The following is a 17,864-nucleotide window of genomic DNA, read 5'->3' on the forward strand; positions in this document are numbered from 1 at the left end:
TTAACCGCAGAAACCGCTGTTAAGCCGCCATAATTATCATAGAAGATCTAAATTTACAGAAAAAATTTCACACCGTCAGAAGCACAAAAGTAATGATATTACTTTTGTGCTTCGCTTCTTTGAAATAATACTTCTCATTATAAGGAGTATTACTTTTTTATTACTTTTCCAATATACCCATTTTCAAGAACCTTGGAAAATCAAGGCTTTCGAGCATTTTGTAAGAACAAAATGTCTATTCAAACTCTACAAAGACTAACGCTTTTTGTTTAGGAATTATTCTCTGTAATGTTTCTCGTTCTTTTGATTATTTGATATATCCATATTATCCTGCCTATACGAGCTAATGTTATCATTTTGTTATCGGCATTGATAACACCTACTCGATAACTGTGGATAATAACTATATGTAGCATGTCAAATTATAAGCTATTTTGCTTAGAGATTCAACACAAAACTGAAATTTTACTTTTCCTTATATTCATCTGGTATTGCTATTTGAAATGTTTCACACAACAGCATCACATCATGCACATCATTTTTATCGTGTTCATATCCCAAATGAAGCATTACCTGACTCAATGGTTCAATACAAGAAACAGTTATATCTCCAACTTTTCCAATACCGGAAAAAGTTTTTGATGGAAATATATCTCCCTCATAAACAATTCCGTCATCTGTAAATTCAAAACAATGTAAATCAATGATTCTTTGTTTATCATCTTTCCAGACAGTATGACCATCCGTTGTATAATCAGTATTTACTTCCTCAAATCCATGCTGCTTAATCACATAAATATAATCATGATAATGTTTCAGTTCAACAAACAAATCAATATCATTGTGTATTCTTGATTCTCTTTTAAGAAGTGCATCAACACCCCATCCGCCATCTAAATATACTTTAATTTCGTTTTGCAAAGCATATTTTATAATTTCACATGCATCTTCTGTACGTACCATAATCTATCCTCCAAATTCAAATCTTTGTATGCTTTCCAACTCACTAAAAGCCTGAAATTTGTCAGTCTTTCATCCTTTTTGTTATCAATCACCAATTAGCTGTAATCCATTAGGATTTAGCTGATATATTTTATCGCACACCTCTTCAATATACTTTCTATCGTGAGAAATGCTAATGACAGCCCCCGGAAATTCTCGGAGCATTTTTCTTATTACCGGACCGGACAATGGTGAAAAATTTCTTGTCGGTTCATCCAGAATAAGAACATTTGCACCACTTAAGCTCATCCTCAAGAGAAGCACTTTCGCCTTTTGTCCGCCTGATAACTCCCGAATCGGATGCTCCATTTCATCTGGTGTGTATTTAAGTGAACCAAGGTATGTTCTAATTCTTGTACGCTCTTCTTTATCTCCTGTTTTATCAAGGTAATCAACCGGTGTAACATCCAAATCCAGCAGGTCTTCATAAGTTTGAGGCATATATTCTGCTTTAATGTCATTCCGATTTAGGAGTTCTTCCGCTATCTTTTTTAGAAGAGTCGTTTTTCCTGCCCCGTTGGCTCCTATCATACAGATTTTTTCTGAACCTTTTATTTTTAAATGAATTCCTTCTGCTAAAATTCTTTTGCCATCCGGAGTCACAAGCTTTGAAAGTTCATATTCTATGACCGTTTTTCCTGCGGGAATGTGTGAGTTTTCATCCCCTAATTTGACAAAGATTGCTTCTTCCTGTTCCGGCATCTGAGTCATATTTTCATCTTCTTTTTCAAATCTTCGTTCCATTGCCTTAACCGTATGCATTTTGTCCTTTAAGTTTTTGGCAACAGACGGTGCTTGTCTGGTACAACTTCTTAATGCACCTTGTACACTCTGCATAACTCTTTGATATTTTTCATCGCGAATCTTTTTCTCCCTACGGTCACTCAGTGCCCGCTGTTTTTGGATTTCAAATTTATGAAGCCGTTCTTCCACATAGCGTCTATAGGGAAGCTTTGCCACGGTATATCTCGCCTTTGTTTTTCGTATAATCTGCTCGATATGTATCACCATGTTGGCAGTACGCTCTATCAGCGTTTCATCGTGTGAAATAAAAAGCACAATGTGCTTCCAGTCATTTATGATTTTTTCCAGTAATGTAAGCGTCGCAATGTCGATGTCATTGGAAGGTTCGTCCAACAACAGCACAGAAACATCGCGAATGAAAAGCCTCATAAGTTGTGTCTTGACTTTTTCGCCTCCTGAAAGACTACCCATTGTCTGGTTACTGTAGAAAAAATCATTTTTCATTCCAAATTTTCCCGCAATAACAGACAATTCTTTAGGCGTTTTCTCCCAGAATATTTCCTCTTCAGAAAAATATTCGTATATTGTTTTTTCCTTATCTTCATCGAGCATCTCCTGCGGAAGATAACCAAGACGTTCGTGTCCCATTATCCTTTCCCCATCTGCTTCTATATAGTTTTCTACAAGCGACGGATTGTATATCCACTTCATTAATGTCGATTTCCCATTTCCCTCTTCTCCAATAATAACTGCCTTATCTCCATCATTTAGCACAAGGTTGAAATCATTAAGAATTATTCTCAGGTCTTTTTTATGTGTTAAATTTAATTTTTTTATCTGCAACATTAAAGTTTCTCCTTTTCGAAGTCTGAGCCAATTATTATTTTGAACACACAAAAACGAGTCTTTTTTGCATACGCAAAAATAGACTCGCTAAATAGACCCTTATTTCTTTTCCAAAAGGAAAACAAAGGAAATGCCTCTTGCGATAATCCAACTTAAGCGTACACAAAACAAACCTATTCTCTACAGGCTCAATAACTATATGTGTCTTACTTAAATCAAATTATCTATTAATCATTTCCTCACCTTACACAAAATGTGCCTTTCTTTCTTCTAATGGCAATACTATCATACTGTATTTTTTGTGTCAATACATTTCACCTTATGGAAGTGCAAATTAAAATTTTCACTTCCTAATTATACATCCAACCATTACGAAATTCAATCTTTCACAACCTCTTTACAACCACAACCACAGCACTCCAGCAAACGCAGGAGCACCATACCGTAAAACGCTTATGTGTAAATCAACTCCGTTCCTACAACTTCCCTCACACAAGCCTGAATATTATTCATTCTTCCAATCCATTCGTAGGGATTATCTTTCTTTAATTGTTCCGTCACATCTTGTCTGTCGGCATATTCCTTTACCAGTCGAAGAAACATATCCTCTGCTTGCTTATCGACTTCTGCAAGATAACTATGCAGCTTTCCGCTTGTCAGCAGGTTCATATATAACACTTTATAGTGTTCCTTTAAATGCCTTGCATGTCGTTTCCCCCATAAACCAATCGGCTCTATTTCTTCTTCGGCTGGTACTGTGATGTTCGGCAATAAATAATCACCCACCTGTCTATAAGTTCCGCCCATTTCTTCAAAAATTGTCTTTGTCATTTTCCTTTTCCTCCTGTGATTTTTGTCTATCGTGATCGTGTATTATCACGCTTGCGACCTTTAACTGTTCTTGCCTGCTCCAACAAATCATCTATCTGTTTGCGACCAAAAACCTTACGGAGCAGGCTGTAATCTTTATTTTCTGCTTTTAGGATTTTGTTTTCTTCGGTCAATCTTTCATTGACTTTCTCCAAACGCTGATTGGTGCGGTATAACTGTGCATTCGCTGTATTCAGCCTATGATAGTTGTCCCACCCCTCAAAGCAGCGGGCAAGCACCGTTTTGACAAGTTGCTTCAATTTCCTTACAACCGGCTCTGCCATTTTGGTTTTATATGCCTTTGCAGTCATAAATTTCTCTGGTTCTGGCAACTGATATTTCGGTGCAGTATCAAGCTCTATTTCAAGATTTGACAGCTCGTCTTTTGCCTTATCATAGTTCAATACTCGTTCCGACAACACATCAAATTCAATCTGTTTCTGCTCGATTTTCGCACCTAATGCCGCCACTTCTTTTTCTCTTTCCTGCTTTTTATAATCCAAAACAGAAAGATGTTTTTCGTGTGTGCCTAAATGTTCCCACTCAATCCCATAACGTTCCATCACCGCCGCAAGCTGTTCTTTTTCGGACTGTATCCATTGCGACCACTCCGTATCGCCACGACTGCCGCCCTTAAAACCTTGCGTTGCAAGAGCCTGCTTTAGTGACACTCTTGTATCAAGTCCACGCTTGCTGCCTGTGGTAAAAGGTACAAAATCTATGTGCAGATGTGGTGTAGCTTCATCCATATGCAGATGAGCCGAGAACACCCGAAGCTGTGGATTTCGCTCCTGAAAACCCTGATAGTATTCATCTAAAATCTGCTTTGCCAGTTCTCCGTTTTCCGTATCGGCGTTCATATTTCCCTTACCGCCCACCTGTAAAATGATTTCGTGGAACGGTTTTTCCTGCTTGGAACTTCGGATTTTTTCATAATAATCTTTTATCTTTCGGTCTGACCTTATCTGCTTGGCATTGTATCTTTCCAATGCTTCATCAAACAATTCGTGATAAACTGTCTTTATATTTTCATTGCAGTAGTCGATATTGAGATGAGTACGAGTTCCGTCTACATTTTCTGCTCGGAACTTTCGGCTATTGTGATTGACCGAGCCTTTACCGACCATTGCACTTATCGTTCTCTGCATTTTTTCATCTCCCATCTGTAAATTTCAACATTCTCAGGTTTTGTTACTTTTGTCAAAAGTAACGCAAAAGCACTTTTGACGGGTACACCCATCAAAAATGCGACCTGTAAACAGGTTTTGCGTTCTCCGAAGGCTCTCCGAGGGGTGAGCGTGTGCCGGTGGCACACACGCCTGCGAACCGACCGAGCCAGCAGGCGAGACCAAAGAGCCGCCTTTGAAAAGGCACTCTCTGCACACTCCCCTAAACTTTATCCGGTGTCAAAGTGTGACGATGGTGACAATGTTTTTCACAGCGTGCTGCTCTCAAAAACATTGACACCTTTGACACCGTTTGTCACGCCGTCTGCTCGGTTTCTTTCCAAAGTGAAACCTTTCTTCCGTCGTGTGTGCGGCTGTTCTGATAACGGATACCGTAATCACGAAACAGCCTGCTTGCGTTGATACTGAGCCTTAAAGAAAGTACATTCGGCTTTATATCCACCGCAAGCCTTTCGCAAAGTTCCGAAGCAGTTCCTTCCCATCTGTCACTTTCCGAAAAGAGCGTATCCGCTATCTTCTCAAGCAGAGGTTCGGGCGGTTCTTTCCACATCTCCGTTTCCGATTTTGCAAAGTTCCACACCAATCGCTCGCTGTCCCTTACAAGATGGATTTTCATATCCTGCTGGTCTCTGCCAGCAACATCAAGTGTGGCATTGTTGGAAGTACGCTTGTCCTTACTGAGAACAAATGCACCGTCTGCCGCACCCATCAGACCATTCGTGCCTGAAATCATATCGAATATATCTTCCGATTTTTGTTTGCGTGTATGATGAACAATAAGCATTGAAACCTTGTAACTGTCTGCCAACGCTTTCAGCCTTGCCACAACATCATAATCACTTGCGTAGCTGTAATCTGCTCCGCCTGCTTCACGCACACGCTTTAAGGTGTCTATGATAATCAAGCCTGTGTCTGGGTGTTCCCTCATAAACCCTCTTATCTGTTCTTCCAGTCCGCCATTGACCGTTTTACATTCCGTTGCGAAATACAGATTGCCTGTCTCCTTTGCACCGAACATCTGAAACAATCGCTTCTGCAAACGTGGGTAATCATCTTCAAGGGCAAAATAAAGCACCGTTGCCTTACGCACCTTATACTCCCAAAGCGGTGTGCCTGTGCTGATATGATAGGCAAGCTGTGCCATCATAAAGCTCTTTCCCACTTTCGGGGAACCTACGAAAAGGTAAGTTCCCCTTTGGAGCAGACCGTCGATAAGTGGTGTCTGAACCTCAAACACCGTATCATACAGCGTTGTCATTGATACTGTTTTCAGATAGGAAGGGTCTAACTGTCTGAGTATTTCCCTTTGCATTTCTTCAAAAGATTGCTCGTACCCCTTGAAATCCGTATCCTGATTGACTATACTATTGTCAGTACATTTGGAAAGTGACTGTTCCGCATCTGTTGCCGCAGATACATTTGGAATAGTCATTTCTTTTTTATTCTCCATTCGCATCCTCTCCTTTCAAACCGCCGAGAATAATGGAAATCAGTTCTATTACACTCAGCAGTTCATCATCCACACCTTTTCCTGCTTCAATCCTTTTCAGTTCCGCAAGGACTGTGGCAAATTCCGTTTTCAACGCCTTATACACTCTCGGATTGCCCTGTACCACCACATCCTGATTTAAGCAACGGTGGTAACAATACTCCTGTTTTGGCAATCCTGATAGAGCTACAGCTCTGTTAATGAGTTCGTTTTCTTCGGGCGATACTCGAAACCCTACTGTGATATTCCTCCAACGATTTTTGTTATCTCTGTTCTTAGCTGACATTTTCAAAATCTCCTTTCCCTAAATCATCTAATTTTTCTGCCATCTCAATCTGCTTTGACGGAAAGAGGTGTGCGTACTGATAAGTAATATCAATACTTTCGTGACCAACTCGGTCAGCAATCGCCACCGCAGAAAAGCCCATATCAATCAAGAGTGAAATGTGGCTGTGACGGAGATCGTGAATGCGGATACGCTTCACGCCTGCCGCCTTTGCCCCTCTGTCCATCTCGTGATGAAGATAGCTTTTCGTCACCGTAAAGATACGGTCTTTCTTCTTCAATCCGTAAAGCATACCGAGATATTCTTTCATTTCCTCACACAGAAACTTCGGCATTTTAATCGTGCGGTTGCTCTTTTTCGTTTTCGGAGAAGTAATCACATCCTGCCCTTTCAAACGCTGATAGGATTTATTGATTGTGACTGTTTCCTTATCAAAGTTGAAATCTGCCGGAGTCAAAGCTAACAGCTCGCCCTCTCGGATACCGCACCAGTAAAGCATTTCAAACGCATAAAAGGAAACAGGCTTGTCCATCATCTCAAAAGAGAATTTCTTGTATTCTTCCTTTGTCCAGAACAGCATTTCCTTGTGTTCCTCACGTCCCATATTTCCCACCTTTGCCGCAGGATTGGAACGCAGTTCATAGTAGCGGACAGCGTGATTGAAAATGGCGGACAACTGATTGTGCAGCGTTTTCAGATACGTCTGTGAATAAGGCTTTTTCTTCTCATCACGATAGGCAAGCATTTCATTCTGCCAAGTAATAATCTCCTTTGTGGAAATCTCGCTGATTTTCAGTTTCCCGAAATACGGAAGTATCTTTGTGCGTATGATATGCTCTTTGGTAAGCCACGTGTTTTCCTTCAAACGGTTCTTCACATCATTGATATAAAGCTCCGTAAAGGCTTCAAAACTCATATCAAGGTCTGAAGAAGTCTGCAATTTGAACATTCTTTCCCATTCCTGTGCTTCTCGTTTGGTAGCAAAGCCACGCTTGCATTTCTGCTTGCGTTCCCCTTTCCAGTTCACATACCTTGCCATCACATACCAAGTACCGTTATCTTCATTCTTAAATACCGGCATTTACATTTCCCCCTTTCCTGCTCCGTAGAGCCTTTCGTAAAAATACTGGCGATTTACACGCCCTGCAATCGTAATAAAGCCCTTTGCTTTCAATTCCTCATTTAATTGTCTGATGAGTTTATATGCATAAGGTTTTGATACGTTTAGTTCCTGAGCCACATCTTCGGCTCGGATAAATCTGTTTTCCATATCCTTTTTCTTCCTTTCTTAAAATAATTTTTTGCTTGCCGCTTTCTCCGTGTTAAAGTTCCAACAGGCACTCCTGCTTGTCGGCAGGCGCTGTGCTGTCCCAATGCACCGCAGTACATCAGGCGCTCGCTCGTATAGGGGTTCCCGAAAAGTCGGAGACTTTTGGGGAAGAGGAGGAGCAGTGCAGCGAATGAGCTTTTGTGCTTGCACACAAGCGAACGATACGGAACTTGCTCCGACGAGGTCTTGGCGGTTTGGCTTTTCGGACGGTCATTCAGTTGTCGCATTAAGCATATTTGTTTAATTCGTAATTTATTTTACTAAACATATTTGCTATTGTCAAGTGGTTGCAAAGAAAATATTAAACATTTTTGTTTCGGTTTTTCTTGACTTCCACTAAACATTTCTGCTATACTTATTTCACTAAATATAAAAGGAGCGTATCATTATGGCTATCAGCGAAAGAATACATTTTTTCAGACTAATGCGTGGTATGACACAAAAGTATCTCGGTACAGCAATCGGTTTTCCAGAAAAGAGTGCTGATGTGCGTTTGGCACAGTACGAAACTGGTACACGCAAACCGAAAGCAGACCTTACAAATGCATTGGCACAGGTGCTTGATGTTTCTCCACAGGCTCTTGATGTTCCTGACATAGACAGCTATATCGGTCTTATGCACACTCTGTTTACCCTTGAAGATATTTACGGTCTTACTGTCAGTGAAGCAGACGGAGAGGTATGCTTAAAGGTCAACAAGGACAAAGGCAGAGAAGCATATGAACTCCTCAAAATGCTGTATGCTTGGAAAGAACAGGCAGACAAGCTATCTTCCGAAGAAATCAACAGAGAAGAATACGATAACTGGCGTTACCATTATCCAGAGTTCGACACCACACAGCGTTGGGCAAAAGTTCCATCACAGGAATTAAGTGACGCTCTCGTGGAAGCATTCAAAGACCACTTGAAAGATAAATAAGCACCTACAGGACCTGCCACTGGCAGCTCCCTACAGATGCTTTGGCAACGACAAAAAAGCCCTTAACTATGGTTATTAACCACAGCTAAGGGCTTAGTTTATAATATGGAATTTGTTCAGAGCCAAGCTCCGAACTTTAGTCTGCAAGCCACCTGTTAATTGTTCCGTTACCCATAAACCACTGGATAACAAGAATAATGGCACTTGCTATGACTGTTATCAATTTGTTATCAAAAGACTAATCGAAATCGCTGAAACCCGCATAAACACTGGCTTTTTTAAGCAACTCGATTTATTCGAATTCGATAGTTCCAGGTGGTTTGCTGGTCAGATCATAAAATACTCGATTGACTCCGCGAACTTCGTTGATGATTCTGCTCATGACGCTCTGCAGTACTGCAAATGGAATTTCTGCCGCTTCGGCGGTCATAAAGTCGACGGTATTAACTGCACGAAGTGCAACTGCATAGTCATACGTTCTTTCGTCACCCATTACACCAACGGAACGCATGTTAGTCAGGGCTGCGAAATACTGGTTCGGCATCCAGGATGGTGCTGTTCCATGCTCTGCTTTGTAAGCTGCAACTGCTTTGTCCACTTCGTCACGGTAAATGTAATCGGCATCCTGGACGATGCGGACTTTTTCTGCATTTACCTCACCGATGATACGGATTCCAAGACCAGGACCCGGGAATGGCTGACGGAATACCAGTTTTTCCGGAATGCCGAGTTCCAGTCCGGCTTTGCGGACTTCATCTTTGAAGAGGTCACGCAGCGGCTCGATGATTTCTTTGAAATCTACGAAATCTGGAAGGCCGCCTACATTGTGATGGGATTTGATCACTGCGGATTCTCCGCCGAGACCGCTCTCTACAACGTCCGGATAAATGGTTCCCTGTGCCAGGAAATCTACGGCTCCGATTTTCTTTGCTTCTTCTTCAAAAATGCGGATAAATTCTTCACCGATGATCTTACGTTTTGCTTCCGGCTCGGTAACACCTGCCAGTTTTTTGTAATATCTTTCCTGTGCATTCACACGGATGAAATTCAGATCAAACTGACCGTTCGGTCCAAATACACCTTCTACTTCATCGCCTTCGTCTTTACGCAGCAGACCGTGATCTACGAATACGCAGGTAAGCTGTTTGCCGATGGCTCTGGAAAGAAGACCTGCTGCAACGGAAGAATCTACACCGCCTGAAAGTGCAAGCAGTACTTTTCCGTCTCCTACTTTTTCGCGGATCTCTTTGATCGTGTTCTCTACAAATGCATCCATTTTCCAGTCGCCTTTGCAGCCGCATACATTTTTGACGAAGTTGTTGATCATCTTCGTTCCTTCTGCAGTGTGGAGTACTTCCGGATGGAACTGGATCGCATAGAGTTTTTCTGCTTCGTTTTCTGCTGCTGCTACCGGACAGTCTGCGGTGTGTGCAGAGATTTCAAATCCCGGTGCAACTTTTGAGATATAATCGAAGTGGCTCATCCAGCATGTAGTCTGTGCAGACACACCCTGGAATATTTTTGAATCTTTTTTATCGATAAATACTTCGGTTTTTCCATATTCTCTGACATCAGCACGCTCTACTTTTCCGCCAAGCACGTGTGACATCAGCTGTGCACCATAACACAGTCCAAGCACTGGAATGCCAAGTTTGAAAAGTTCATCGGTGTATGTTGGAGAATCCGGCTCGTAACAGCTGTTCGGCCCGCCTGTCAGGATGATTCCCTTTGGATTCATCGCTTTGATTTTTTCAATATCGGTTCTGTAAGAATAAATCTCGCAATAGACATTGCATTCTCTTACGCGTCGGGCAACCAGCTGGTTATACTGTCCACCGAAGTCCAATACGATTACTACTTCTTCTTTCAAAGTCCTTCCTCCTGTTTTTAATCTGTTGAATGTTTATCGCTGATATCTTTTCATTATAATGTAAATATTCTTTATTTACAAGTTTATTCTTTTGCACAATTGAGGAACTTAAAATTTCACAGAAGATTTTTTACAAACATAAAGATATCAATGCCATGCAGGGCTTTGGAAGCATGAATGTTGTGTTCTGGAGAATGAAACCGCAACTTTTTATGTAAAATCACGAACTTGCACATTTATAGTTAGCACAACGGGTTAAATGAAAAAATACAAATTTTTTATCCGATATTATTGACGTGTAAAAAACTTCATGGTATTTTTATTTTTGGAAAAATGGAAATTATTTAAAGGCAAACTTGTTGAAAAGCAGGGACGCAAAGCCAGAAGGGGGCACCGGCAGATTTTGGCAGGTGTCCTTTTTGTATGCCAAAATGGGTGAAAAAACTGGCAGGGACAGGTTCTCTGTATACAGATAAAAGCAGGATGAAGAAGGCGAAGAGAGGATTTTATAAAATGCAAAATTATGAAGACAAAATATATTATTCTTTAGGTGAAGCTGTAACGGAACAGACACAAGCCATATCACAGGCCGTACAGAAAACACTGGAAAATAATGGCGGGGTAGGTATAATGACAGGATATTATGACCAAAATCTGTCTATTTTGTCTGTGAGTAATCTGTTGTTACATAGTACAGGACATACATTCGATACTTTCATGGAACAGACAAAAGGCTCACTGAAAAACTTTTTTTATGACAAGGAAGATATACTGGAGCGAGACCGTTTTTTGCAGCTTCACGGAACAGGGGAAGGACAGATCCTTACAGCAGACGGTACAGTGAATGATGTACGGCTTTGTAAAGAGGATGCGACAGATGAGGCGGGCAGACAGATCTGGGTTATGTCCGTACAGGTCAACTGGGATCATGTAAATTTGGCACTGCTCAATGAGGCTATCTATTCCGGCTTCTGGTATTTTGATTGTGACGAAAACAGTGAGATTGTGAATGCAAACTGGAGTCATGAATTCCGAAAAATGCTCGGCTATCATGATACTCTGGACTTTCCGAATAAACTGGAATCCTGGTCAGATCTTCTGCATCCACAGGATAAAGAAAGAGTAATGATGCAGCTTCAGGCGGCAATTAAGGATAAGACGAACCAGATAAAATACCAGGTAGAGTATCGTATGAGAATGAAGGATAATCAATACCAGTGGTTTCGGGCATCGGCAGAAGTAATACGCCGTCTGGATGGTTCTGCCAGTAGGATTGCCGGGATTTTTATTAACATTGATGCGGAGAAAAAAGAAATCATGCAGGCACAAAAATCTGCTGCTTTCCACCGGGCTTTTACGAAAACAGATTTGTGCGAGTATTATGTGAATCTGGAAGCGAATACTTTTGATACTTTTAAGGTTGAACCGTCCCTGATGACCGTCTTTGAACAGAGTCATACGTGGGATGAATTGATTCGGCATTTTGTGGATTCCTATGTTGTGGAGACAGATAAGAAGGCGGTATCCTCTTTTTACGACCGTGGTTATATTGCAGAAAGGCTGAAGGGTTTGGAAACCGAATTGGCTTTAGAGTGCCGTATCACTCTGAATGGAAAAGAACGATGGGTCCGCAATGTGGTCATACGTGGCGAAATAGAGGATTCAGAATATGCCATGATCTTTCTGCGTGATATCACAGAGGCAAAGGTAGAGAGCGCACGGCATCTGCAGATGGCAGCGGATAATGCTTCCATGGAGCAGCTGATTCAGAGTATTGTGCGTCTGGTTGACCGCTTTGTTGTCTGTGATCTGGAAAATGACAGATATGAATTCTACAATCTGAATGGACAGATGATATATAAACCTCTGGGATTTTATCATGATTTCCGGATGCAGGTTCTTGAAAAGTATAAGACACTGGAACCATTGGAACCTATGGATATCCTGACAGCACCGGAAAATATCCAGAAGAATCTGAAAAATGAAAATGATATTTATAAGTTTGAGTATTGCAGCCTGGATGAAAAGACTTATAAAATTGCTTCTTATATTCCTCTGGAATGGGAGGATGGAAAACTGATAAAAGTATTGCTGGCATCCATGGACGTGACACAGGAGAAGAAAGCAGAGATTGAATCTCGTCAGGCACTGAAAGAGGCCTACCGATCCGCAGAAAATGCAAATCGTGCGAAAACAGAATTCCTTTCCAATATGTCCCATGATATCCGGACACCGATGAATGCGATTGTGGGTCTGACGGCAATCGCAGGAGCAAATATTGAGAGCCAGGACAGAGTCATTGAATGTCTCAGCAAGATCACAGAATCAAGCCGCCATCTGCTGGGGCTGATCAATGAAGTATTGGATATGGCACGTATTGAAAGTGGAAAAATGACACTGGCACAGGAAGATTTCAATCTGTCAGAGCTGGTAGATAATCTTATTACACTTACGAAACCGGTGCTTGATGAACATAAACATAATTTTGATATACACATCAATCACATTGAACACGAGGATGTCTGTGGTGACAGCCTGAGGATCCAGCAGGTGTTTGTGAATCTGATGAGTAATGCGATCAAGTATACACCGAATGGTGGGAATATTATTTTTTCCATAGAGGAAAAGCCAAATGGATTTTCAGAACTTGGATGCTATGAATTTACGATTGAGGATAATGGAATCGGCATGTCACCGGAATTCCAGAAAATCATGTTTGATCCTTTCAGTCGTGCGGATGACCACCGGACAACCAGAGTTCAGGGAACTGGTCTGGGAATGGCGATCAGCAGAAATATTGTGAACCTGATGAATGGTAATATTAAAGTAGACAGCACCTTACATAAGGGAACCAGAATTACGGTTACGATTTATCTGGAGCTTCAGGAAAAAGAAAAAGAACAGGACATAAATCTGATGAATCTGCCTGTTCTGGTTGTGGATGATGATAGAACCTGCTGTGAAAGTACAGTTGCCACACTGAAAGAAATCGGTATTACAGGCGAATGGGTTCTCTCCGGCAGGGAAGCCGTTGAGTGCTGTTATGCACGTCATGAGCTAAAAAATGATTATTTTGCTGTTATTTTAGACTGGAAGATGCCGGATATGGATGGCATAGAAACAGCCAGACAGATCCGGAAGCGGATAGGTAAAGAAATTACCATCATTGTACTGACATCTTATGAATTTAGCGAGATTGAAGAAGAAGCAAAGGCGGCGGGCATAGATGCTTTTATTGCAAAACCGCTGTTCCGTTCCCGGCTGACGGCTACACTGCGGCAGTTTACTTCAGACAGAAAAGAAAAAACAGCAAGAAATTATCTGGAGAAACTGTCAGAAGCAGATTATACAGGAAAAAGGATTCTGCTGGTTGAGGATAATGAGTTGAACAGAGAAATTGGTGTTGAAATTTTGCAGATGACAGGAGCAGAAGTGGAAACAGCAGAAAATGGAAAAATCGCAGTTGAAAAAGTGGAAGCTTCTCCGGAAGGATTGTATGATCTTGTTTTTATGGATATCCAAATGCCTGTCATGAATGGTTATGAGGCAACTGCAGCAATCAGGAGCCTTAAGGGCAAACAGGGAAAACTGCCGATTGTTGCTATGACTGCCAATGCTTTTGCAGAAGACGTACAGCTTGCAAAAAATACAGGCATGAATGGACATATCGCAAAACCGCTGGATATGAATAAGCTGAATGATGTTCTGGAAAGCTGGCTGTAACAGGATAATCGGAGCATTAAAATTTCCCCTTTACAAATCGTGAATAAAGTACTATGATAGAGAAAAATATCTTCAGGGCAGGGTGCAATTCCCTACCGGCGGTAAAGCCCGCGAGCCGAGAGGCATGATCCGGTGAGATTCCGGAGCCGACAGTACAGTCTGGATGGAAGAAGATGATAGTACAGTTGATTTTCAGATAAATGAATGTAGTATCGATGCTCTGAGATGGTAATCCATTTCAGAGCTTTTTTAATCTTAGTCGGAGAAGACTCCCACTTCTATAAATGGCGAGCAACAAATTTGTTTCAGTGGGAGTACAATCTCCGACTGAGATAAACGCTCCGCGAGGGCACACATTGTCCAGTGGACAATGGTTTTGTGCCGACCGGAACGAAGTGTAGAATGTGCAGTGATTCTGAGAAGAATATGTCAGCTTTCGCTGACCAGAATCACGCACCAAGTCTCACGTGCGTTCGACTTGAAATCTATCCTATCCCGCAAAAGAAATAAATTTGGAAAGAAGGAACACAAATGACAGATCAGAATTATATGCTCCAGGCTATTCAACTGGCGAAACAAGGAGAGGGCTGGACAAATCCGAATCCGATGGTAGGGGCAGTGATCGTAAAAAACGGGCGGATCATCGGAAAAGGCTATCACAAAAAATGCGGAGAGCTTCATGCAGAACGTAATGCGATCGCTTCACTTACGGAATCTGCGGAAGGTGCGACCATTTATGTCACACTGGAACCTTGCTGTCATTATGGCAAAACTCCTCCATGTACAGAGGCGATCATTGAGCAGAAGATCAAGAGAGTGGTGATCGGTTCCAGAGATCCGAATCCGAAAGTGTCAGGAAAAGGTATAAAGATGCTGCAGGAAGCAGGTATTGAAGTCATTGAGGATTTTATGAGGGAAGAATGTGACCGGCTCAATCCAGTATTTTTCCATTATATTACAACGAAGACACCTTATGTGGTGATGAAATATGCCATGACACTGGATGGGAAAATTGCGACGAAAACAGGTGCATCGAAATGGATCACCGGAGAAGCAGCAAGAGCGGAAGTACAGCATATGCGTCATCGGTATATGGGGATCATGGCGGGCATCGGAACGGTGCTTGCGGACGATCCAATGTTAAATGTTCGCATGGAAGGTTGGAAAAGTCCAATCAGGATCCTGTGTGACAGCGGGCTTCGGATTCCGCTGGATGGTCAGATCGTAAAAAGTGCAGGAAAGTACAGGACAATTGTGGCTTATGCAGATTCGGAAAATACAGAAGCGAAAAGAAAAAGATTACATGAAATGGGAGTTGAGACGATCTGCTGTCCGGATAAAAACAATCAGGTGGATCTTAAAAAACTGATGAAATATCTCGGGGAAGAAGGCATTGACAGTATTCTTCTGGAAGGCGGAGGCACATTAAATGACAGTGCTCTGCGAGCTGGAATTGTGCAGGAAGTACAGGCTTTTATAGCACCGAAATTATTTGGCGGTATGAACAGCAAAACACCGGTGGAAGGCATCGGTGTCCGTTTCCCTTCAGAAGCAGTAAAGCTGAAATGTACCGATATCTGCCAGATCGGTGAGGATATCCGAATCACATGTCAGGTGTGTGGAAAAGAACAGGAGGAGTCATGTTTACAGGAATCGTAGAAGAGAAAGGAACAATCCGCTATATACAGCTGACAGGAGAATCCGGAGTTCTGGCAGTGAAAGCGAAAAAAGTACTGGAAGGCACAAAGATTGGTGACAGTATTGCCGTAAATGGCATATGCCTGACCGTTACATCGCTTCAGTCGGATGGATTTACCGCAGATGTAATGGCAGAGACAATCCGAAGGAGCAGTCTTGGAAGCAGCAGGGCCGGAAGCAAAGTAAATCTGGAGCGTGCGATGGCTGCCGATGGCAGATTCGGAGGACATATCGTAAGCGGCCATATTGACGGAACCGGTGTGATCCGTTCCATGATCCGGGAAGAAAATGCTATCTGGGTATCGATCGGAACATCACCGCAGATTTTGCATCTGATCGTAGAAAAAGGTTCCATTTGTATCGATGGGATCAGCCTGACGGTAGCGAAAGTGGATGAAACGGGTTTTCAGGTTTCGGTCATTCCGCATACGGGAGAAGAAACTGCACTTTTGGAAAAAGTGCCGGGTGATCCGGTTAATCTGGAAAATGATGTGATCGGAAAATATGTAGAAAGGCTGCTTGGCATTCAAAAAAACGAAGAAGAGAAAAAAGAATCCGGAATTACGATGGAATTTCTGGAGAAATTCGGATTTTAAGAGGAGGATATTTATTATGTCACAAAACAATCAGTACAATACCATTGAAGAAGCACTGAGAGATTTAAGGGAAGGAAAAGTCATTTTGGTTACCGATGATCCGGACAGAGAAAATGAAGGAGATTTGATCTGTGCGGCAGAATTTGCAACGCAGGAAAATATTAATTTTATGGCAACTTATGCGAAAGGACTGATTTGCACACCAATGAGTGCGGAAATTGCGGCAAAATTGAATTTTCCGCCGATGGTTGCTGAAAATACCGATAATCACGGAACTGCATTTACGGTGGCAGTGGATCATGCAGACACAACGACCGGTATCTCGGCAGCAGAGCGTTCTTATACGATCCGAAAATGTGTGGACGAGGAGGCAAAACCGGAAGATTTCAGAAGACCGGGACATGTATTTCCTCTTATTGCCAGAAAAGGCGGTGTTCTGGTAAGAAACGGTCACACAGAGGCAACGACGGATCTTATGAGAATGGCCGGACTGAAAGAATGCGGTGTGTGCTGTGAGATCATGAAAGAAGACGGTACCATGATGCGCACACCGCAGCTGTGGGAAATGGCAAAAGAACACAATCTGACCTTTATCACAATCCGTGATCTGCAGGATTATATGAGAGTACATGAAAAACACGTAAAAGAAGAGGCGGTTGCAGATCTCCCGACACAGTACGGTGATTTTAAAATTCATGGATATATCAATGATATTACAGGAGAACATCATCTTGCACTGGTAAAAGGTGAGATCGGAGATGGTGAAGATGTGCTCTGCCGTGTACATTCGGAGTGCCTGACCGGAGATGCATTTGGATCACTTCGATGTGACTGCGGTCTTCAGCTTCAGACTGCGATGCGTCAGGTAGAAGCAGAAGGCAGAGGAATCATTCTTTATATGCGGCAGGAAGGCAGAGGCATCGGTCTGATCAATAAGATAAAAGCATATGCACTTCAGCAGCAGGGATACGATACTGTGGAAGCAAATGTAAAATTAGGGTTTGCACCGGATCTTCGCGAGTATTGGATCGGGGCACAGATTTTATCAGACCTTGGTGTAAAATCCTTGAGATTACTGACGAACAATCCGGATAAGGTCTACGGACTTGGCGGGTTCGGACTGAAGATCAATGAAAGAGTACCGCTGGAGATTCCGCCGCAGAAATATGACCTGAAATATATGAGAACAAAACAGGAAAAGATGGGACATATTTTCAAAGCAATCAATTTATGATGCCAGGGTCAAAAGGTCTAAATCCACATGAGCTTGCTCATAGGTGGATGAAAGACCTTGGGACCCGCCC

The 17,864-nt window shown here is 42.2% G+C and carries 14 protein-coding genes and 2 riboswitches; of the genes, 5 read left to right on the top strand and 9 right to left on the bottom strand.

Features of this window, described 5'->3' with window-relative positions:
* Positions 1 to 465: 465 nt before the first annotated feature.
* The 8 genes from LKD42_RS13325 to LKD42_RS13360 all read right to left on the bottom strand — a co-directional run bounded on the left by LKD42_RS13325 (position 466) and on the right by LKD42_RS13360 (position 7,694).
* Complete coding sequence (locus tag LKD42_RS13325; protein ID WP_009247521.1) at positions 466 to 963, bottom strand: nucleotidyltransferase domain-containing protein; 498 nt, start codon at positions 961 to 963, stop codon at positions 466 to 468.
* Positions 964 to 1,047: 84 nt separating this feature from the next.
* Entirely contained in the window at positions 1,048 to 2,592 is a 1,545-nt protein-coding gene (locus LKD42_RS13330; protein ID WP_009247522.1) for an ATP-binding cassette domain-containing protein, read from the bottom strand.
* Positions 2,593 to 3,045: 453 nt separating this feature from the next.
* Positions 3,046 to 3,423, bottom strand: coding sequence for a TnpV protein (locus tag LKD42_RS13335; protein WP_009247523.1), 378 nt, complete (start codon positions 3,421 to 3,423; stop codon positions 3,046 to 3,048).
* Between the two features lie 26 nt (positions 3,424 to 3,449).
* Positions 3,450 to 4,589, bottom strand: a complete 1,140-nt coding sequence (locus LKD42_RS13340) for a plasmid recombination protein (protein WP_019190307.1) — start codon at positions 4,587 to 4,589, stop codon at positions 3,450 to 3,452.
* Positions 4,590 to 4,944: 355 nt separating this feature from the next.
* Entirely contained in the window at positions 4,945 to 6,099 is a 1,155-nt protein-coding gene (locus tag LKD42_RS13345; protein ID WP_009247525.1) for an AAA family ATPase, read from the bottom strand.
* On the bottom strand, positions 6,089 to 6,424 hold the full coding sequence (locus LKD42_RS13350) for a plasmid mobilization protein (protein ID WP_118468257.1): 336 nt from the start codon (positions 6,422 to 6,424) through the stop codon (positions 6,089 to 6,091). Before LKD42_RS13350 ends, LKD42_RS13345 begins: the two co-directional genes overlap by 11 nt.
* Positions 6,414 to 7,505 carry a site-specific integrase gene (locus LKD42_RS13355; protein ID WP_009247527.1) on the bottom strand — a complete coding sequence of 364 codons (1,092 nt, stop codon included), beginning with the start codon at positions 7,503 to 7,505 and terminating at the stop codon, positions 6,414 to 6,416. Before LKD42_RS13355 ends, LKD42_RS13350 begins: the two co-directional genes overlap by 11 nt.
* Positions 7,506 to 7,694 (bottom strand): helix-turn-helix domain-containing protein, encoded by a 189-nt coding sequence (locus tag LKD42_RS13360; protein ID WP_009247528.1) that lies wholly within the window; start codon positions 7,692 to 7,694, stop codon positions 7,506 to 7,508.
* 448 nt (positions 7,695 to 8,142) lie between these two features.
* Here LKD42_RS13360 and LKD42_RS13365 point away from each other — a divergent pair, with 448 nt between their 5' ends.
* Entirely contained in the window at positions 8,143 to 8,673 is a 531-nt protein-coding gene (locus LKD42_RS13365) for a helix-turn-helix domain-containing protein (protein ID WP_009247529.1), read from the top strand.
* Positions 8,674 to 8,965: 292 nt separating this feature from the next.
* Here the strand turns inward: LKD42_RS13365 and guaA are convergent, their stop codons facing one another.
* On the bottom strand, positions 8,966 to 10,543 hold the full coding sequence (gene guaA / locus LKD42_RS13370) for a glutamine-hydrolyzing GMP synthase (RefSeq protein ID WP_022118367.1): 1,578 nt from the start codon (positions 10,541 to 10,543) through the stop codon (positions 8,966 to 8,968).
* 339 nt (positions 10,544 to 10,882) lie between these two features.
* Positions 10,883 to 10,974, top strand: a riboswitch (cyclic di-GMP riboswitch).
* An 82-nt stretch (positions 10,975 to 11,056) separates the two neighbouring features.
* Here guaA and LKD42_RS13375 point away from each other — a divergent pair.
* The 4 genes from LKD42_RS13375 to LKD42_RS13390 all read left to right on the top strand — a co-directional run bounded on the left by LKD42_RS13375 (position 11,057) and on the right by LKD42_RS13390 (position 17,794).
* Positions 11,057 to 14,266 carry a hybrid sensor histidine kinase/response regulator gene (locus LKD42_RS13375; protein WP_248835999.1) on the top strand — a complete coding sequence of 1,070 codons (3,210 nt, stop codon included), beginning with the start codon at positions 11,057 to 11,059 and terminating at the stop codon, positions 14,264 to 14,266.
* Between the two features lie 64 nt (positions 14,267 to 14,330).
* Positions 14,331 to 14,445: riboswitch (FMN riboswitch) on the top strand.
* Between the two features lie 352 nt (positions 14,446 to 14,797).
* Positions 14,798 to 15,925, top strand: coding sequence for a bifunctional diaminohydroxyphosphoribosylaminopyrimidine deaminase/5-amino-6-(5-phosphoribosylamino)uracil reductase RibD (gene ribD / locus LKD42_RS13380; RefSeq protein ID WP_248835998.1), 1,128 nt, complete (start codon positions 14,798 to 14,800; stop codon positions 15,923 to 15,925).
* Positions 15,907 to 16,560, top strand: coding sequence for a riboflavin synthase (gene ribE, locus LKD42_RS13385; protein ID WP_022118107.1), 654 nt, complete (start codon positions 15,907 to 15,909; stop codon positions 16,558 to 16,560). Before ribD ends, ribE begins: the two co-directional genes overlap by 19 nt.
* Before the next feature lie 16 nt (positions 16,561 to 16,576).
* Positions 16,577 to 17,794: a bifunctional 3,4-dihydroxy-2-butanone-4-phosphate synthase/GTP cyclohydrolase II gene (locus LKD42_RS13390; RefSeq protein WP_022118108.1), complete on the top strand. Its 1,218-nt coding sequence runs from the start codon at positions 16,577 to 16,579 to the stop codon at positions 17,792 to 17,794.
* The last annotated feature ends 70 nt before the right edge of the window (positions 17,795 to 17,864 follow it).

Origin of the sequence: Hominisplanchenecus faecis, from assembly GCF_020687205.1 — a bacterium.
Taxonomy (GTDB): Bacteria; Bacillota; Clostridia; order Lachnospirales; family Lachnospiraceae; genus Hominisplanchenecus; species Hominisplanchenecus faecis.

Bases quoted from the DNA above. Each gene is read 5' to 3' on its own strand.
- LKD42_RS13325 (WP_009247521.1), bottom strand. From the start codon at position 963: ATGGTACGTACAGAAGATGCATGTGAAATTATAAAATATGCTTTGCAA.
- LKD42_RS13330 (WP_009247522.1), bottom strand. From the start codon at position 2,592: ATGTTGCAGATAAAAAAATTAAATTTAACACATAAAAAAGACCTGAGA.
- LKD42_RS13335 (WP_009247523.1), bottom strand. From the start codon at position 3,423: ATGACAAAGACAATTTTTGAAGAAATGGGCGGAACTTATAGACAGGTG.
- LKD42_RS13340 (WP_019190307.1), bottom strand. From the start codon at position 4,589: ATGGTCGGTAAAGGCTCGGTCAATCACAATAGCCGAAAGTTCCGAGCA.
- LKD42_RS13345 (WP_009247525.1), bottom strand. From the start codon at position 6,099: ATGGAGAATAAAAAAGAAATGACTATTCCAAATGTATCTGCGGCAACA.
- LKD42_RS13350 (WP_118468257.1), bottom strand. From the start codon at position 6,424: ATGTCAGCTAAGAACAGAGATAACAAAAATCGTTGGAGGAATATCACA.
- LKD42_RS13355 (WP_009247527.1), bottom strand. From the start codon at position 7,505: ATGCCGGTATTTAAGAATGAAGATAACGGTACTTGGTATGTGATGGCA.
- LKD42_RS13360 (WP_009247528.1), bottom strand. From the start codon at position 7,694: ATGGAAAACAGATTTATCCGAGCCGAAGATGTGGCTCAGGAACTAAAC.
- LKD42_RS13365 (WP_009247529.1), top strand. From the start codon at position 8,143: ATGGCTATCAGCGAAAGAATACATTTTTTCAGACTAATGCGTGGTATG.
- LKD42_RS13375 (WP_248835999.1), top strand. From the start codon at position 11,057: ATGCAAAATTATGAAGACAAAATATATTATTCTTTAGGTGAAGCTGTA.
- ribD (WP_248835998.1), top strand. From the start codon at position 14,798: ATGACAGATCAGAATTATATGCTCCAGGCTATTCAACTGGCGAAACAA.
- ribE (WP_022118107.1), top strand. From the start codon at position 15,907: ATGTTTACAGGAATCGTAGAAGAGAAAGGAACAATCCGCTATATACAG.
- LKD42_RS13390 (WP_022118108.1), top strand. From the start codon at position 16,577: ATGTCACAAAACAATCAGTACAATACCATTGAAGAAGCACTGAGAGAT.